At 60.1% G+C, this 16,932-nt stretch carries 19 protein-coding genes; 9 read left to right on the top strand and 10 right to left on the bottom strand.

The genetic code is table 11. From position 1 onward, the window contains the following. Positions 1 to 92: 92 nt before the first annotated feature. Entirely contained in the window at positions 93 to 920 is an 828-nt protein-coding gene (locus tag AC13C8_RS13590) for a protein-disulfide reductase DsbD domain-containing protein (RefSeq protein ID WP_482847801.1), read from the bottom strand. A 115-nt stretch (positions 921 to 1,035) separates the two neighbouring features. Here AC13C8_RS13590 and AC13C8_RS13585 point away from each other — a divergent pair, with 115 nt between their 5' ends. Continuing rightward, positions 1,036 to 1,614 carry a YqgE/AlgH family protein gene (locus AC13C8_RS13585; RefSeq protein WP_245744629.1) on the top strand — a complete coding sequence of 193 codons (579 nt, stop codon included), beginning with the start codon at positions 1,036 to 1,038 and terminating at the stop codon, positions 1,612 to 1,614. Between the two features lie 29 nt (positions 1,615 to 1,643). Here the strand turns inward: AC13C8_RS13585 and AC13C8_RS13580 are convergent, their stop codons facing one another. Then, entirely contained in the window at positions 1,644 to 2,600 is a 957-nt protein-coding gene (locus AC13C8_RS13580; RefSeq protein ID WP_482847799.1) for an L-threonylcarbamoyladenylate synthase, read from the bottom strand. Positions 2,601 to 2,705: 105 nt separating this feature from the next. On the opposite strand from AC13C8_RS13580, the gene AC13C8_RS13575 reads away from it, so the two are divergent. Continuing rightward, positions 2,706 to 4,427: an acyl-CoA dehydrogenase family protein gene (locus AC13C8_RS13575; protein ID WP_482847798.1), complete on the top strand. Its 1,722-nt coding sequence runs from the start codon at positions 2,706 to 2,708 to the stop codon at positions 4,425 to 4,427. Then, positions 4,424 to 5,467 carry an MBL fold metallo-hydrolase gene (locus tag AC13C8_RS13570; protein WP_482847796.1) on the top strand — a complete coding sequence of 348 codons (1,044 nt, stop codon included), beginning with the start codon at positions 4,424 to 4,426 and terminating at the stop codon, positions 5,465 to 5,467. The genes AC13C8_RS13575 and AC13C8_RS13570 overlap by 4 nt, the downstream gene beginning before the upstream one ends. Here the strand turns inward: AC13C8_RS13570 and AC13C8_RS13565 are convergent. Continuing rightward, positions 5,464 to 6,414, bottom strand: coding sequence for an NAD(P)-dependent oxidoreductase (locus AC13C8_RS13565; RefSeq protein ID WP_482847795.1), 951 nt, complete (start codon positions 6,412 to 6,414; stop codon positions 5,464 to 5,466). The two genes, AC13C8_RS13570 and AC13C8_RS13565, sit on opposite strands and share 4 nt — an antisense overlap. Before the next feature lie 152 nt (positions 6,415 to 6,566). Between AC13C8_RS13565 and AC13C8_RS13560 the strand changes: the two genes are divergently transcribed. The 3 genes from AC13C8_RS13560 to AC13C8_RS13550 all read left to right on the top strand — a co-directional run bounded on the left by AC13C8_RS13560 (position 6,567) and on the right by AC13C8_RS13550 (position 7,874). Next, positions 6,567 to 7,028 (top strand): DUF6173 family protein, encoded by a 462-nt coding sequence (locus AC13C8_RS13560; protein WP_407638991.1) that lies wholly within the window; start codon positions 6,567 to 6,569, stop codon positions 7,026 to 7,028. Positions 7,029 to 7,108: 80 nt separating this feature from the next. Next, positions 7,109 to 7,243, top strand: a complete 135-nt coding sequence (locus AC13C8_RS13555; protein ID WP_091428004.1) for an aa3-type cytochrome c oxidase subunit IV — start codon at positions 7,109 to 7,111, stop codon at positions 7,241 to 7,243. 55 nt (positions 7,244 to 7,298) lie between these two features. After that, positions 7,299 to 7,874: a hypothetical protein gene (locus tag AC13C8_RS13550; protein WP_482847793.1), complete on the top strand. Its 576-nt coding sequence runs from the start codon at positions 7,299 to 7,301 to the stop codon at positions 7,872 to 7,874. 9 nt (positions 7,875 to 7,883) lie between these two features. Here the strand turns inward: AC13C8_RS13550 and AC13C8_RS13545 are convergent, their stop codons facing one another. Then, positions 7,884 to 8,195: an AzlD domain-containing protein gene (locus AC13C8_RS13545; RefSeq protein ID WP_245744627.1), complete on the bottom strand. Its 312-nt coding sequence runs from the start codon at positions 8,193 to 8,195 to the stop codon at positions 7,884 to 7,886. A 14-nt stretch (positions 8,196 to 8,209) separates the two neighbouring features. Next, a complete protein-coding gene (locus AC13C8_RS13540; RefSeq protein ID WP_482847791.1) occupies positions 8,210 to 8,923 on the bottom strand; it encodes an AzlC family ABC transporter permease in 714 nt (237 codons plus the stop codon). A gap of 47 nt (positions 8,924 to 8,970) precedes the next feature. On the opposite strand from AC13C8_RS13540, the gene AC13C8_RS13535 reads away from it, so the two are divergent. The 3 genes from AC13C8_RS13535 to AC13C8_RS13525 are packed head-to-tail and all read left to right on the top strand — an operon-like array spanning position 8,971 to position 12,235. Continuing rightward, on the top strand, positions 8,971 to 9,861 hold the full coding sequence (locus AC13C8_RS13535) for a formate dehydrogenase accessory sulfurtransferase FdhD (RefSeq protein WP_091427996.1): 891 nt from the start codon (positions 8,971 to 8,973) through the stop codon (positions 9,859 to 9,861). Beyond that, positions 9,858 to 10,478 (top strand): molybdenum cofactor guanylyltransferase MobA, encoded by a 621-nt coding sequence (gene mobA / locus AC13C8_RS13530; RefSeq protein ID WP_091427993.1) that lies wholly within the window; start codon positions 9,858 to 9,860, stop codon positions 10,476 to 10,478. The genes AC13C8_RS13535 and mobA overlap by 4 nt, the downstream gene beginning before the upstream one ends. Next, positions 10,475 to 12,235, top strand: coding sequence for a bifunctional molybdopterin-guanine dinucleotide biosynthesis adaptor protein MobB/molybdopterin molybdotransferase MoeA (locus AC13C8_RS13525; protein ID WP_482847790.1), 1,761 nt, complete (start codon positions 10,475 to 10,477; stop codon positions 12,233 to 12,235). Before mobA ends, AC13C8_RS13525 begins: the two co-directional genes overlap by 4 nt. A 100-nt stretch (positions 12,236 to 12,335) precedes the next feature. Here the strand turns inward: AC13C8_RS13525 and AC13C8_RS13520 are convergent, their stop codons facing one another. From AC13C8_RS13520 to AC13C8_RS13500, 5 genes are read right to left on the bottom strand one after another with little or no spacing between them, the layout of a single operon-like run. After that, complete coding sequence (locus tag AC13C8_RS13520) at positions 12,336 to 12,638, bottom strand: DUF4387 family protein (protein WP_482847788.1); 303 nt, start codon at positions 12,636 to 12,638, stop codon at positions 12,336 to 12,338. Next, positions 12,635 to 13,984, bottom strand: coding sequence for an acyclic terpene utilization AtuA family protein (locus tag AC13C8_RS13515; protein WP_482847787.1), 1,350 nt, complete (start codon positions 13,982 to 13,984; stop codon positions 12,635 to 12,637). The genes AC13C8_RS13520 and AC13C8_RS13515 overlap by 4 nt, the downstream gene beginning before the upstream one ends. Then, the gene (locus tag AC13C8_RS13510; RefSeq protein WP_091427983.1) at positions 13,984 to 15,489 is read right to left on the bottom strand and encodes a tripartite tricarboxylate transporter permease; all 1,506 of its coding nucleotides are present in this window, start codon (positions 15,487 to 15,489) and stop codon (positions 13,984 to 13,986) included. Before AC13C8_RS13510 ends, AC13C8_RS13515 begins: the two co-directional genes overlap by 1 nt. A gap of 10 nt (positions 15,490 to 15,499) precedes the next feature. Beyond that, the gene (locus AC13C8_RS13505; RefSeq protein ID WP_091427980.1) at positions 15,500 to 15,940 is read right to left on the bottom strand and encodes a tripartite tricarboxylate transporter TctB family protein; all 441 of its coding nucleotides are present in this window, start codon (positions 15,938 to 15,940) and stop codon (positions 15,500 to 15,502) included. Then, positions 15,940 to 16,908 (bottom strand): Bug family tripartite tricarboxylate transporter substrate binding protein, encoded by a 969-nt coding sequence (locus tag AC13C8_RS13500; protein WP_091427978.1) that lies wholly within the window; start codon positions 16,906 to 16,908, stop codon positions 15,940 to 15,942. The genes AC13C8_RS13505 and AC13C8_RS13500 overlap by 1 nt, the downstream gene beginning before the upstream one ends. Between the last annotated feature and the right edge of the window lie 24 nt (positions 16,909 to 16,932).

The raw sequence follows: 16,932 nt of genomic DNA, 5'->3' as shown, positions 1-16,932 counted from the left end.
ACAGCAAGGGGTGTTCGCAACGGGAAAGGCGGCACGATATGGCACAGGGGCGACCAATCGCCGCGAGATCGTCGGATCATGTGTTGGGGAGGTCAGCTGCCCGTGCAGCCGCGAATGTCCACGCCACGCCCTGCCGTCAGGACAGTCATGCGCAAGTCGGAACGGTTCAGCACAAAGGGAGTGCCGGAATTGTGCACAAGATCAGCCACCGTGGTCAGCGCCCCGCCCTGCCGCATAGTTGCGCGTTCCGACGCCCATACCGATGGATTGGCGGTTTCGACCACTACGACCTCGTTCGGGCCAATCTGCGGCATCTCGATCTTCACTGTGACACGCAACCCGCCCTTCGCCGGTTCGACCTTGCAAACAGCGCGCTGCAGTCCGGCTTCCTGTGCTGTGTCCGGTCGCTCACGCAGCGCCTGTTTGATCGGTGCCGCCAACCCGCTGCCGTGCGCAGGCAATTCGACCGAGATCTTCGCGTCCATCGGCATACACACATCCAGACACACGCCCAGATTGACATTGCCGGTCAGTGAAATGGGTTGTCCGGCGGTCTTGGGGACAAGCGTCATCGGCAACACCAGTTCATTTGCATAGCCAATGGTTCGAATGCCGCTGATGTCAAACACTTCAGGCACTGGCCAGTGGAACTGCACGGCGGCGAGGTTCTTCGAACCCTGCCAGTTCAGGCGGGGAGGTATCCCGGCCTCGCCCGGCGCGCGCCAATAGGTTTTCCAACCCTCCGCCAGCCGGATGCGAAGCGCCGCCACATGCTGCCCCTGTCCGTTCCGCCAACCCGGCAGGACGTCAATCTTGACCACTTCCTCGGCCGTTGGTGGCAATCCATTCCCTGAAAATCCGGGCGAAACGAAGGCGGCAAGCGCCACAACGGCGGCCAATATGACTGTTCTGAAGCTCATGATCCGATACATAGGCGTGAAACCGCTATTGTGAAATCACAATTCGGGGAAACATCGTCACCATTTTACCCCTTTGTGGCTTGCCTTTCCCGACCCACAGCGGTTTGCTGAAAGTATGAGCACAGATGACAACACCTCGATGGACCTGAGTGGCAAACTTCTGATCGCGATGCCGGGCATGGGCGATCCGCGGTTTGAACACTCGGTCGTCTTCATGTGTGCCCATTCGCCAGAGGGTGCGATGGGGCTGATCGTCAACAAACCCGCGCCTGATGTCTCGCTTGGCGATATTCTTGCGCAACTGGACATCGATGCAAGCGCTGCGACCAAAGCGGCAAGCGTCTTTTTTGGCGGTCCGGTCGAAGGCGGGCGGGGGTTTGTGTTGCATTCGGGTGAGTATGACAACGACGCCTCAACCCTGAAAGTGGATGCCGCGTTTTCGATGACCGCGACACGCGATATTCTTGAGGCCATGGCCAAAGGTGAAGGCCCGGAAAACGCACTGGCCGCGCTTGGATATGCGGGTTGGTCGCCGGGGCAGTTGGAAGCCGAAATACAGCAAAACGCCTGGCTGACCTGCGACGCGGAAGAGGCGATCGTCTTTTCCGATGACAGCGAAGGAAAGTGGAAAGCTGCATTGGCGAAGCTGGGGATCGACCCGCTGCTTCTGTCGGCAGAAGGCGGTCACGCCTAGTCGCACCCTAATCGCACCCTAATCGCACCCTAATCACGAGGGGCCGCCGCCCGGCGCAGACGATCATTGATCGCTCGCCCCATTCCGTGATCGGGTATCCGAGACACCGCAATCGGGGCATCACCGTCATCATCCAACTGGTGCAGATACCGGAACAGGTTTGCCGCCGCCTCGACCAGATCGCCGGACGGGGACAGGTTCAGAACAGCATCGACATGACCAAACCCCAGCAGGCGTTCACCCGGGCGTGCGGCATCGGCATTCAGGCGCAATGCGGCGTCGGGCGCGTAATGCGACGACAGTTGGCCGGGCGCATTGATGCCTGCGTTGGTCTGACGGGTGGCGATGGGGCCACCTAGCGCTGCCTCGACCGCTTCGACCGGCAGGCCACCGGGGCGCAAAAGAACGGGGGCTGGGTCGAACCCGACAATCGTGCTTTCCAACCCTACCTCACAGGGACCACCGTCCAACACAGCCTCGATCCGGCCCGACAATCCGTCCAGCACATGCTGGGCCGTCGACGGGCTGATCCGCCCCGACGGGTTGGCCGAGGGGGCGGCGACAGGAACACCCGCGACTGTCAGCAATTCCTGTGCAAGTGGATGGGCCGGCACACGCACCGCAACCGTGGGAAGGCCGGCCGAGACAAGGGCAGACAGCGAACCACCAGGTTTCAGCGGCAGGACCAAGGTCAGCGGCCCCGGCCAAAAGGCTTGCGCCAGATCAAGGGCCGCACCATCCAGCACTGCGATGTCGGACACCGCGTCCAGCGAGGGCACGTGCACGATCAGCGGATTAAACTGGGGGCGGCCCTTGGCCTCGAATATCCGCGCAACAGCAAGGTCGTTGGTGGCATCCGCCCCAAGCCCATAAACCGTCTCGGTCGGGAACGACACAAGGGCACCTGCACACAACAACTCTGTTGCCCGCGCGATCCCGGCCTGATCGGCGGTCAGAATTTCCGTTTCCAAGCCGTTCGCACTCATGACGCTGCGTTTTCCTTTGCCACTCCACTGACCTTCAGTAAGGAAGAATAAAGGCCCAGTTAATGGCCTATCGCCCAGATGCCAAGAGATTTGCCGAGGACTCCCATGACCTACCGCGCGACAACCGACGATTTTCAGTTCCTGTTCGACCATGTCATCGGCTATGATCAGCTACCAGAAACCGAGTTGTTTGCAGATGCGACACCTGACGTTGCAATCGCGGTCCTGACCGAGGCCGGCAAGATGTGCGAGGACATTCTGGCCCCCCTGAACCGCAATGGCGACCTCACACCTGCCGCGCTGGAAAACGGTGTTGTGCGCACCTCGCCCGGCTTTTCGGATGGCTACAAGGCAATCGCGGAAGGTGGCTGGATCGGCATGGCGGCCGATCCCGAATATGGCGGCATGGGCTTGCCTTTGACGCTGCAAACCGCCGTGAATGACATGATGTCGGCCAGTTGCCTGTCGCTGCAACTCTGCCCGTTGATGACGCAGGGCCAGATCGAAGCGCTGGAGCATCACGCCTCGGACGCGCTGAAAGACCTGTATCTGCCCAAGCTGATTTCAGGCGAATGGGCGGGCACGATGAACCTGACCGAACCGCAGGCCGGGTCCGATGTGGGTGCGCTGTCCACCAAGGCCGAAGACAATGGCGACGGCACCTTTTCGATCACCGGACAGAAAATCTTCATTTCCTGGGGCGACAATGACATCACCAAGAATGTCTGCCACCTTGTTCTGGCACGGCTGCCAGATGGCGCACCGGGCACCAAGGGTATCAGCCTGTTCATGGTCCCGAAACTGATCCCTGACGCCGATGGAAATCCGGGCGAACCAAACAACCTGCGCGTCGTGAGCCTTGAACACAAGATGGGACTGCATGGCAGCCCCACCGCCGTTATGTCCTTCGAAGGTGCCAAGGGTTGGCTGGTTGGCGAACCGCATAAGGGCATGGCCGCCATGTTCACCATGATGAACAACGCGCGCATGGGCGTGGGGGTGCAGGGCTACGGCGTGGGCGAGCGTGCCTATCAGGAAGCACTGGCCTATGCGATGGAGCGCAAGCAGGGCCGCACCCCGTTGGGCGAGGCGGGCACTGGCACAATCATCGACTTCGCCGATGTGCGCCGGATGCTGACCCAGATGCGCACAGAACTTTTTGCCGCACGGTCGATGGCGATGTCGCTGGCGCTTGCGATTGATATGGCGCGCGCAACGGGTGACGACGACTGGAAGGCGCGCGCGGCCCTTCTGACCCCCATCGTCAAAGCCTACGGCACCGAGGTTGGTATGCTTGTCAGCCATCTTGGCGTTCAGGTGCATGGCGGCATGGGGTTCATCGAAGAAACCGGCGCCGCCCAGCATTCCCGCGACGTGCGCGTCACCGCGATTTACGAAGGCACGAATGGCATTCAGGCGATGGACCTTGTCGGCCGCAAGATGATGGACGGGGGCGAAGCTGCCTTCCGCCTGCTGGACGAGATTGAAAGCCAGGCCGAAGCCGCCCGTGCGAACTTCCCCAACATGTCCGAGGCGGTCTGGTCGGCGGCCGAAGACTTGCGCGAAACCATCGAATGGATGGTGGAACAATCGGACATGCAGGATCGCTTTGCCGGTGCGGTCCCGTTCCTGATGGGCTTTGCCCGCGTGCTGGGATCACACTACCACCTGCGCGCCGCGATTGCCGAAGGGGGCAAGGGGCCACGGTCGGAACTCGCGCGCTTTTATATCAACCGTCTTCTGCCGGAACATACCGCACAATTCGTGCAAGCCCGCACCGGGGCGGCGGGGCTTTACACGCTCAGCCCGGAAGATCTGGCATCGTGAACAAACCGGCACCAGGCAATCTGCGCTTCCCTTTCCCGGACATTCCCGGCGAAGGCGAAGCGGTCGAGGTGGCGAAGGGCGTCCTTTGGATGCGCCTGCCGCTGCCGATGGCGCTGGATCATGTCAACGTCTTTGCCTTCGACGACCCCGAAGGATGGACCATTGTCGATACAGGTTTTGACTCGAAGAAAACCCGCCGCATCTGGGAAAGTCTGTTGGCGGGTCCGTTGGGGGGCAAACCCGTTGCGCGGGTGATTGTCACCCACCACCACCCCGATCACGTCGGGCTGGCCGGTTGGTTTCAACGTGACCACGGGGCAGAACTTGTCACCACATGCACCGCATGGCTGTTCGCGCGCATGTTGCTGCTGGACGAGCAGATGGTGCCGGTGGACGAAACCCTCGCCTATTGGCGCGCGGCTGGTATGGCACCTGACGTATACGAGAAGCGCCTGACCGAACGACCCTTCAATTATGCAGACATCGTGGCTGACATGCCGCTTGGGTTCAAACGGATCAAGGAAGGCAGCCGCGTCCACTTTGGCGCGAGGGATTGGGTTGTGCGCATCGGCAACGGTCACGCGCCCGAACACGCGACGTTCTGGTCGACCGATGGCGCGCTGGTGATCGGCGGCGATCAGCTTCTGGCAACGATCAGCCCAAATCTAGGGGTTTATGCCACCGAACCCGAGGCCGACCCGGTCGGGGAATGGCTGGAAGCCTGCGAACGCCTGTCGCAATACGCGACCCCGGACCAACTTGTCCTGCCGGGCCACAAACTGCCCTTCACCGGCTTGCCGACACGAATGCGCCAGTTGATCACCAATCACCACCACGCGCTGGACCGGCTGGAGGATTTTCTGGCCGACCCCCATGTGGCCGGCGACTGCTTCCCCCCGCTGTTCAAGCGCGAGATTTCGGGGGGTGAATATGGGTTGGCGCTGGTCGAAGCCGTGGGCCACCTGAACCACCTGCTGCATGGAGGACGCGTCACACGCACCCGGCGCGAGGACGGCGCATGGCTGTGGCAAAAAGCCTAGCTGCGCCCGCGCGGCACCACCTCATATCCCGTTTCTTCCGGCTCGTCGTCCACCATCTCGGCAGGGAAGCCGGGGGCAGTGATGTTCAGTCCTGTCGCCTCTTCCAGCCTGCGGATGATGTCGTCTGACTGCGCACGTTCGCCGTAACGCGCGATGCCGTCATTAAATATCTCGATCATCAAAGGTGAAATTTCGAGCGGCACATTGGCCCGGTCCGCGATGGCCTGAAACAAACCAATATCCTTCTTCACCAGATCCATCGTGAAAGAAATATCGCGCGATCCATTCAGGATCACCTGGCTTTCGGTCTCATGCACAAACGACGTGCCGGACGAGATTTTGATCGCCTCATAGGTCGTCGCAAGGTCAAGCCCGGCGGCTTTCATTGTCACCATCGCTTCGCAGCAGGTCAGCAGGTTGGCAGTTGCCAGATAGTTGGTCATGACCTTCAGAACCGATGCCGACCCAAGCGCACCCGTGTGCAGTACGCGCCGCCCCATCGTGGCCAGAAGGGGCAGCACCCGTTCAAAAGTTGCGCGCTCGCAGCCCGCGAAGATCGAGATATTGCCGGTATCCGCCCGATGGCATCCACCCGACACAGGACAATCGACAGCCTCACCGCCGCAGGCGATCACCGCTGCGCCCAGACGTTTGACCTCGGCCTCGTCGGTGGTGGACATTTCCAGCCAGATTTTTCCCGGCTGCACGTGATCCAGCATTTGGCTGACCACCGCATCCGACGCAGCAGGCGACGGCAGGCAGGTAATGACAATATCGCATTTGCGCATCAGAGCTGCGGGATCGTCTGCCGCATCCGCCCCAAGCGCGACGAAGTTTTCGACAAGGTCTGGATTAAGATCAAGCACGGTCAAATCTTTGCCGTTGCGCAACAAGCTGCCCGCCAGTTTGCCCCCAACATTTCCCAGACCAACGAAGCCAATTTTCACAGTCTTTCCTCCGCGACGACCAGATGCCCCTGATCAAGACCAACTCTTGCACCCAAATGCGAGATAAAAATCTATCACGCGTTCATCACGTGACGCACTTGTGCGCTTGTGCCACAAAGGGTTCAGTGAACTGTAGATCGTTGTGAGGCCAGATGGCGCAGAAAAAGCAGACAAGCCGCTCAAACCCACCCCGTGCGCATACCGCCAAGTGCAGTCAGGATGGGCCCGTTGTCGTTGATGACAAACCCTTGCCGAAAAAAATTGCAGAAACACCGCTGGAGCAGAAAAGCCCGGCGGAATGGGCCTATGAGCGGTTGATTCTCTATATCAAGAATTTCGAGGAACAATTGGACAATGAACACGAGGTCGCCATGGGCTTTACCGGCGGCGACGCGGGTGTGCTTCGGATCGAAGGGATCGGCTATTTCGACCCCGATGTGCTGACCTTTTATGGGTCGGACGGAGAGGGCATGAAAACCCAGCTGATCCAGCATGTCAGCCAATTGTCGGTGATGCTGCGTGCCTTGCCCAAGCTGGTGGAAAGCGAAGCCCCCAATCGCATCGGGTTTCGGCTGGCAGCCGAACTGGAAGAGGACGACGCACCGACAACCTGACCTGCAATCCAGCCCGTGACAGGTGGTTTCAAATCGGTTATTCGGAGTATCAACGCTTTTTTGTGAACAGGACGACACAGATGGAAGATCACGTACATGGAACGATGGACACCGGCGCACAGGAAAAAACCTTCGAAGGTTTTGTAAAATTCTCGGCCCGTGCGGTGATTGCCTTTTTGGTCATTCTGGCCCTGCTGGCGATATTCAACGCCTGATACAACAGCTCGACTACAAAGGTGGAATACTTCGATGATGCGATTGATCATAGCTGTGTCGCTGTTACTTACCCTGGCGGCATGCGGCGGAGCTGAGAAAGTCTGGGCCAGCGATGAAGACGTGGCGCGTGCGAAATACCGTCATGACGGTCCACCCACAATCACGCTGTTCACCGTGATTTCAAACAAAACCGGAGCAGGCGCACACTCGTCTCTTCTGATCAATGGGTCCGAGCGCCTGATCTTTGATCCGGCCGGCACATGGCGCCATCCAAACCTGCCTGAACGAAACGATGTGCATTACGGCATGACCGACAAAGCCGTCGATTTCTATGTCGATTACCACGCCCGCATCACCTATCACGTTGTCCGGCAAGATATTGTCGTCAGCCCGCAAGTGGCGGAAATGGCCATCCGTGCTGTTGAACGCTATGGTGCGGTGCCGAAAGGACAATGCGCCATCTCGGTAGGTTCGATCCTACGCGACCTGCCTGGATTTGAATCGATCTCGCCTGCTTGGTTTCCCAATAGGGTCATGAAACAGTTTGGTGCCCTGCCGGGTGTAACCGAACGCAAGTTCTATGATGACGATCCGGAAGAAAACGGCGAAATCCTGACGCGCGGCATCTGACCCGCGCGGCTATCCCAGCAAATAGAGCAAGCCGTAAAGTGTGGCTGCACCTGACAGGATTGCGGCCAGCACATTGCGGCTGAAATACCCGACGCTGAGCGTCATCAGCGCCGCGCCCAGTCGGGCGGGATCGGTCATCCCGCCGGTCGCAGCCGGCCACAGAACCAGTGGCGCAACCAGCCCCGGCAGCACTGCTACAGGCGTATAGCGCAGGTGGCGTAACAGCCATTCCGGCATCGGACGATCGCCGACTATTCCAAGAAAGCTGAACCGGATCAGAAAACTGCCAACCGCCAACGCGACAATGACAATCCATATCATGGTGTGATCGGTGATCATTGCCGCGCCTTTCTTGCTGTCAGAAGCTCGACCTGTGCCCCGACGATCATTGCACCGATTGCGGCCACAAGAAGACCCGATCCATAGGGCATCCACGCCATCAAAAGCGCCAGAATAATGGATGTCGTCGCGGCGGCCACATGCGCCAAGGTGCGCAAAGCGGGCGCAATCATAGCAAGGAAGGTAATCGGCATCGCGAAATCAAGCGCGAAGGCCGGCGGAACCTGCGCTCCGGCAACCGCGCCCACATAGCTTGAGCCATACCAAAACGGTGCCAGCGGAGCGACCGTACCGAAGTAATAGGCGTATCGTTCTGACACGGTCAGATCGCGTTCCATCTCGAACTTGATCTGTGACAGGGCATAAGGCTGATCCACCATGAAATAAGCAGCTATGGCGCGTCTCCAAATGGGTGCCTGCCCCAGATAGGGGGTCAGAGACGCACTATACATCGCCATCCGAAGGTTCACCGCAAGCGCGGTCAGAATCACGATGATCGTCGGCGCATTCTCAGTCATAAGTTGAATGGCGGTGAACTGCGCGGCCCCAGCGATCACCAGCACTGAGAAGCTCATCACCTCGACTACATTCAACCCGGCTTCGGTAGCCACCACGCCAAACAGCGCGGCGAAAGGAACGAGCACCAGGATAAACGGCAGCGCATCACGCATACCGCGCAGGAAGTGTCTTTTGGGGTTGGACGAATTCATGATCGGACCCTAAGTTGCACACTACGCTTACGGCGTCATGGCAGGAGTTGCAATTGGCCACCAAAGACAATCTTTCCGACTATCTGATCGCGCCCGCCCCCGCCGATCCACGCCTGACACGGGCAGTGGATGGCTTTGACGAAGCAGGCGCGCCCATCCGTGTATCGGTTGTCGAAGAGCGCCCGCTGACAATCTTCCTGAACAAGCGCGAGATTGTCACCGCGATGACCATCGGGGACTATCCTGAATATCTGGCGCTTGGGTTTCTGCGCAACCAGGGCATGTTGTCCGATGCGGATCACATCATCAGTGTGGATTATGATGTAGACATCGAAACGGTCGTTGTCCGCACCGAAATCGAAACGGATTACGAGGATAAGCTGGCACGCAAAACGCGCACCTCAGGCTGTGCAGTCGGCACCGTTTTCGGCGACATGATGGAAGGGCTGGAGGGGTTGACCCTGCCAGCCGCGCCGCTGAAAACCTCGTGGCTGTATGCGCTTGCACAAAAGATCAACCGAACCCCGTCGCTCTACCTTGAAGCCGGCGCCATTCACGGCACCGTCTTGTGCCAGGAGGATCGTCCCCTTGTATATATGGAGGATGTTGGCCGACACAACGCCGTCGACAAGGTGGCAGGTTGGATGCTGTCCGACGGCGTCTCGGGGGCAGACAAAATCCTCTACACCACCGGGCGGCTGACTTCCGAGATGGTGATCAAGACTGCACAGATGGGCATTCCAGCGCTGGTGTCGCGATCCGGCTTCACCGCGTGGGGCGTCGAAATTGCGCGCGAAGTTGGGCTGACCCTGATCGGCCGCATGCGAGGGCAGCGCTTCACCTGCCTGTCTGGCGAGGCGCGTCTGATCCGCGACATTGATCCGGCCCATGTGACCCACGAAGACCGAAAGCATCGTCGCAAAGGGGCTGATGAATGACCAAACCGGTCGGTATCATCCTTGCCGGAGGGCTGGCCACGCGCATGGGCGGTGGTGACAAAGGGTTGCTGCCTCTGGGTGGTGGAACACTTCTGTCACAAGTCATCGACCGATTGGCGCCACAGGTGGAGGCGCTCGCACTGAATGCCAATGGTGACCCAACGCGGTTTGAAAATCTCGGGTTGCCGGTATTGCCTGATAGCATCGACGGGTATGTGGGGCCGTTGGCAGGGGTATTGTCAGGTCTTGATTGGGCGGCTTCACGCGGCGCGACGCAAGTGATCTCGGCAGCTGCGGATACCCCGTTCTTCCCTCGTGATCTTGCTGAACGGCTGACCCAGGCCGCCACCGACGCGCAATCGCCCATCGCCCTTGCCGCCACCAATGACCCGGAACGTGGCCCCATGCGTCAACCGACTTTCGGGCTGTGGGATGTGGCCCTGCGCCAAGATCTGCGCAATGCGTTGCAAGGTGGGTTGCGCAAAGTCGTCCAATGGACCGACAAGCACGGGGCAGCCATGGCCATCTTTGACCCTGCCCCCTTTGACCCATTTTTCAATGTGAACACACCCGAAGACCTTGCTCGCGCACAAAATCTGCTGGAGACCGCCACATGAAAATTTTTGGCGTCACCGGTTGGAAAAACTCTGGCAAGACCGGGCTGATGGAACGGTTGGTGGCCCATTTCGCCGCCAAGGGGTTAAGGGTCTCGACCCTGAAACACACCCATCACGGCGTCGATTTGGAACGCCCCGGCACGGACACCCATCGCCACCGCGAAGCAGGCGCACAAGAGGTGGTGCTGGCCTCATCGTCCCGCGTGTCGATCCTGCACGAACTGCGGGATACGGACGAACCCCGGCTGACTGACCTGATCGCCCGACTGACGCCCTGCGACCTGGTGCTGGTCGAAGGGTTCAAATCCGCCCCGCATCCGAAGATCGAAGCCCACCGTGCCACCACGGGTGAGGCCCTGCTTGCGCCAAAGAACCAAACCATCCGTGCCGTGGCCAGCGATACGCCTCTACCAACCCTCGATCTGCCCGTGTTCGACCTGGACGACACGGGTGCCATCGCCGCGTTCATCGAGGATGCGACCGGCATGACCTCTCGCCACGCACCCAAGCTGGCAAATGACTGCTTCGCCTTGCCCCCCGGCATCAACTGGACGCCCGTTGACGAAGCTCTCGCCACGCTCAGGGATCGCCTGCACCCGGTGACGGCGATCGAACGCATCCCCGTGGCCGCGGCGCGAAAACGCATCCTTGCCACAGATCATATTGCGGTGCGCGCCAACCCGCCCGGTGCGAACGCGGCGGTCGATGGCTACGGCTTCGCTTATGCAGGCCTTCCGGCTGGCGACATGATCCACATGCCCCTTGTCCATGGCCGCGCCGCCGCCGGGGCACCATTCAAAGGCACCGTGCCGATGGGCCACGCCATCCGCATCCTGACAGGTGCCCTGCTGCCCGACGGGATCGACACCGTGGTTATGCAGGAAGATGTGCGGATTGACGGAACGACGCTGAGGTTCCCGGCAGGTGTGAAACCCGGCGCAAATGCCCGGGCCGCAGGCGAGGACGTCGCCGCAGGAAAACTCGCCCTGCCCGCAGGCCACAAGATGCGCGCGCCGGATGTGGCGCTGCTGTCTGCCCTCGGCCTCTCGGACGCAGAGGTCCACACCCACCTGCGCGTCGGCGTCCTGTCCACCGGCGACGAACTGACCGAACCCGGCACGACGCTGGACGTTGGTCGCACCTATGACGCTAATCGCCCCATGCTGCTGTCGCTGGTCGAAAACTGGGGCTATCTGCCTGTCGATCTTGGCCATGTCGCCGATGATCGGGACAAGCTGCGCCAAGCCTTTGATGATGCCGCGACAAAAGCAGATGTTATCCTGACCTCCGGCGGCGCATCGGCGGGGGATGAAGACCATGTCTCGGCCCTGCTGAAACAGACCGGATCGCTGCACCATTGGCGCATAGCAATCAAACCGGGTCGCCCGCTGGCGCTGGCCCAATGGAACGGCACACCCGTCTTTGGTTTGCCCGGCAACCCCGTTGCCGCGCTTGTGACCACGCTGATATTTGCCCGACCAGCTTTCTCGAAACTCGCCGGAGGCCCTTGGCTCACGCCCCAGGTCTTCACCCTGCCCGCCGCCTTCTCGAAATCAAAGAAAGCCGGACGCCGCGAATACCTGCGCGCGCGGATCAATGATGCAGACCAGGTTGAAGTGTTCAAATCCGAAGGCTCAGGCCGCATCTCCGGCCTCAGCTGGGCCACCGGACTGGTCGAACTGCCAGACGAGGCACTCGAGATCGCACCCGGTACACCAGTGCGCTTCCTGCCCTACACGGGCTTCGGCCTGACCTGACCCACTGTTTCTTCTGGCCAGAAATATCCTGGGGTGAATGCGCGCCAGCGCAGAGGGGCAACGCCCCTCACAGGCTCACAACGTGAGCCATCGCGCCAGGTCAATCGACCTGCACCTCGCCCAACAGCACCGCAAAACTCGCTCCATGCATGTCCCTGTCTGCCCGCGTTCCCTGCACAGCGGGGCGCGGCAGGCTGAACTTCACCGCGTTCAACTCCTGCATATCGAACCGTTTCAGCGTTGCGGGATCGGCCTTGAACGTTTCTGCGACCAAATCCGTATCCAGCCCGGCAGAGATGCGCGCAAACGCCTCCTCCGTGCCACAGAAAACATCCAGGGTCAGCCAAAACGGTCCTGCATTTTTCGACCGCACCTTGTCCGCGATGTCTTTCAGGGCGGTCATGCGCCGACCTCCTCAATCGTCAATCGAAAAGCCTCCATGGGGTCGTCCAGCGCGAGCACATGATTCAGGCAGAACTCGTAAACTGCACCGCGCGGCATTTCAGGCGGCGAGAACGGGAAGGCGAAAGTCGGCATTTCTTCCTGCTCGGTCAGCGGGTGGTGCAAAAGATAAGGGTTCAGCAACTTCGCCACTTCGCGTGACACTGCCTCGGTCTCGGCGGTGACAATGCCCATGACGCCAAGCTCGCTGCCCGGTGTCGCGCCGGTGTCCAACGCACCAAGCGTGGCGTCAGCGCCGATGATCCGCAGTTCGATATGGAAGTCTCCGCCTACACGCGCCGCTGCCTTGGCGGTGCACTTTGTCCGGATGTCATCCACCCAGGCACGTATGTTGTCCACGTAATGCGCATCACGCACCAACACCAATGACACGGTTTGAAACCCGGCGCGCCGCGCGCCTTCCAGCTTCACGGTGTAGGGTGTTGTTTCAACCCATTCGCTGCCCGTCACCCGCACCCGACGGTCATCAAGTGCCGCATACTGCGCGCCTGTCACATCCAGATACCCGCCAGGTTCATACAGCCGATACGGGTCGTTGTTTTCATACAGCATATGCGCCGACACGGTGCGAGGTGTCGCGCGGGCATCCCTGCCCATCGGAGTAATGGTGAACCCATCCGCGTCAAACTCGATCAGGATTGTTCCTGTGTTCGGGCTGGTCGTCGCAAGCGCCCCGCATTCGCCAATCTTGGCACCGTGCCAGACACTGCCTGCATGACAGCCCCGCGCAAGCGGCAAAGCCGAGATAATCGCGGTGTCGGTCGTCCGCCCGGCAATCACAATATCCGCACCAGTCTCAAGCGCGGCCTGTATCTGTTCAGCCCCCGCCAGCGCGACAATATTGGTGCAGTCACGCAGAAGGTCCGCCGAGATTTCGGGCGCAGGGGTCAAAGGGGTGATCCGCCCATCCTCAAGCGCTGACGCCATCGCGTCCCCATCCTGCCCACTTTTCAGCACGGCCAGCTTCAAGCTTTCGCCTCGTTCGGCGGCAATCTCGCGGGTGATGTCAACCAGCCAGTCAACCGCATCATCCGCGCCGCATGTGCCAGCCGTTCCGATGATCAGCGGCACACCGGCTTCGACCCGCGCGGCCATCAGATCAGCCCACTCGGCCTTGGTGGATCCACGCGAGTATTTCGACGTGCCGGTGCCAAGGTAATGAGGGCCCGAATCGGTCGAGCCCCCATCAATCGCAATGATGTCCGGTTGCGCCGCAATCCCTCGTGCCAGCGCGTCACGATCATATCCCAGACCCAACGCACCCGAAGGAATAAGCACCTTTACCATCAGTCAGTAATCCTTTGCGGTTTCTTGAGAACATTGCGCAGGAACATCGGGGCCACAAAACCCACAACGGCAATGATCCACAGCGTGATTGAAATGCCGGACGAGAACAGGAAGGTCCAGTCGCCGCTCGACAATACCATGGCGCGACGTAGTGCGTCCTCCATATGACCACCCAGCAAAATGCCAAGGATGACCGGAACGGTGGGCACATCAAGCTTGCGCAGCACATAGCCCAGCACCCCAAACGCCACCATCAGAAGCAGGTCGAAATAACTGCCGGACAGAGAATAGATGCCCACGAAGCTGATCATCGTCACACCCGGCAACAAGACCCATGGCGGCACGGACAGGATTTTCACGAAGATCTTCACCATCGGCACGTTCATCAGAAGCAGCACGAAGTTGGCAATCAGAAGCGATGCGATCAGGCCCCAAACGACCTCGGGCCGTTCGGTGAACAACATCGGGCCGGGGGTGATGTTCAGTGTCATCAGAAGCGCCAGCAAAACGGCCGTGGTGCCAGATCCGGGCACACCCAGCGTCAGCATCGGCACCAAAGCGCCACCAGCCGCCGCGTTGTTGCCCGCCTCGGGCGCGGCGACACCTTTCGGCACACCTGTGCCAAAGCCGCCTTTTTCACCCGCGATGGATTTTTCACTCATATAGGCCAGGAAACTGCCCAGCGAGGCCCCAGCCCCCGGAAGCACACCCGCGACAAATCCAACGACCGATGCGCGTAGCATGGTCCAACCAGACTCCATGATGTCTTTGAACGGAATCGTCACCTTTTCCAGTTTCACCCCAATAGAGGTGTTCTTGCCGTGGCTTTCGATGAAGAAGAAGACTTCGGCGATGGCGAACAGGCCAACGATGGCGACAAGGAAGTCGATGCCGTCGAACAGGTGCATATTGCCGCCGGTCAAGCGCGGCAGGCCCGAGTTGTTGTCCACCCCGATCATCGCGATGCCCAAGCCGATACAGGACGCAATCGCTGCCTTGGCTTGGTTGTTTGATGCCATGCCGCCCAGCGTGGCAAAGGCCAGCAGGTAAAGCGCGAAATACTCGGCTGGACCAAACAGGAAAGCCACACGCGCCAGAAGCGGTGCCAGAAGCATAAGGCCGATGGTCGCCAGAAACGCGCCGACAAACGACGCAACACCGGACAGAACCAGCGCGTCACCCGCACGACCCGCCTTCGCCATGGGATAACCATCGAGCGTGGTCATCAGCGCCGGTTCGTCACCCGGAATGTTCAGAAGGATCGAGCTGATCCGCCCGCCATACATCGCGCCGTAGTAAACGGACGTCATAAGGACCAGCGCCGATGTGGCATCCAGCCCCATCGTAAAGGTCAGCGGGATCAGGATCGCCACACCGTTGGACGGGCCAAGGCCCGGCAGCGCGCCGATGATTGTGCCGATGAAACAGCCAATCACGGCCAGCATCAGCGTATAAGGAGACAGCGCGATTTCGAATCCGATCGCGAGGTTCGAGAGTAATTCCATGGGGATTTCCTCAGCCGGTCAGCGATTTGGGAAAGGGCACAAGCCCAAGGCCCAGCGCGAATTTGAAGATCAGGAACAAGCCAACGGACAGGCCGATCCCGGCCAGCACGGCGCGCCAGGCGCGCGGCTCGATTTGATAGCTCAGAATGGTGGCCGTGATCGCCGTCGGGATCAGAAACCCAAGTGGTTTCAGCGCATAGGCATAGCCCACCAACACAACAACAGCGAGCGCGAGAGAGCCAAACGTGGCCAGCACTGGCCATTCAGGATCCGGGTCAGGCTTCACAGCGACGATAATCCCGCACAGAGCCGCAACGCTTCCGATCAGGATGGGAAAGGTCTTTGGCCCGACAGGATCCGCCATGAAACTGGTCTGGATCTGTGCGGCGCTGGCAACATATGCCAGCGCCACCAGGGTCACGACCGCTCCGAAGATACGGTCAGAGGCCATTACTGGATCACCCCGATCTCTTTCGACAGAGCGCGGATTTCGGATACCACACCGTCAACGTAAGACTGGAAGTCGTTGCCAACCTTGGTGAACGGCGCCAGACCATTTGCGGCCATGGCTTCTTTCCATTCATCGCTGTCTGCAACTTGTTGCAGCCGCTCAGCCCACATGTTGAAGTCATCGTCGCTGATACCCTTGGGCACATAAAGCCCACGCCAGTTGACGGCGACAACGTCGATGCCTTGCTCTTTCGCGGTGGGAATGTCTTCAAAGCCCGGCACGCGTTCTTCGGTCAGAACCGCAATGGCTCGCACGTCGCCGGATTTCAGGAAGCCGACGATTTCGGACATATCGCCCGACATCGCCTGGGTGAACCCGCCAACGGTTTGGGTGATCGCATCTGCACCACCGTCAACACCGATGTATTTCACGGCCTTCACATCCTCGACACCTGCACGTTGCAGGATCATCAGAGGCTTAAGGTGGTCAAACCCACCAACCGCCGACCCACCAGCGAACGCAACGCTGCCCGGATTGGCTTTCACATCCTCGACCAGATCATTCAACGTCTGGTAAGGGCTGTCTGCCGCAACAACGATCACGCCGGGATCGGCACCGATGGCACCGACAAAGCGAACCTGATCTGCCGTCATGCCAGCATAAGCGTTTTGCGCCAGACGGGTCGAGGTTGCCGACGACGCCGCGACGATCAGGTCGGCATCTTCGTTGCGTTCGGACACAACATGGTTGAACGCCAAACCGCCACCCGCGCCTGCCATGTTCGTGACCTGAATTGGTTTGTCCACCGCGCCAATGTCATACATGATCTTGCCGATCTGACGGCAGGTGAAGTCCCAGCCACCGCCGGGGTTGGCCGGTGCAATACATTCGGCAGCGGTTGCTGCGGTGGTGGCACCAAGGCCCAATACGGCACTGGTCGCCAGCGCCTTGAAAAGACGTTTTGTCATTAGTTCCTCCCATTTGACAGGGGC

The organism is Aliiroseovarius sp. B-4, assembly GCF_056857795.1.
Note: the sequence above shows the minus strand (reverse complement) of the source record. Positions and strands in the feature narration are given on the sequence as shown.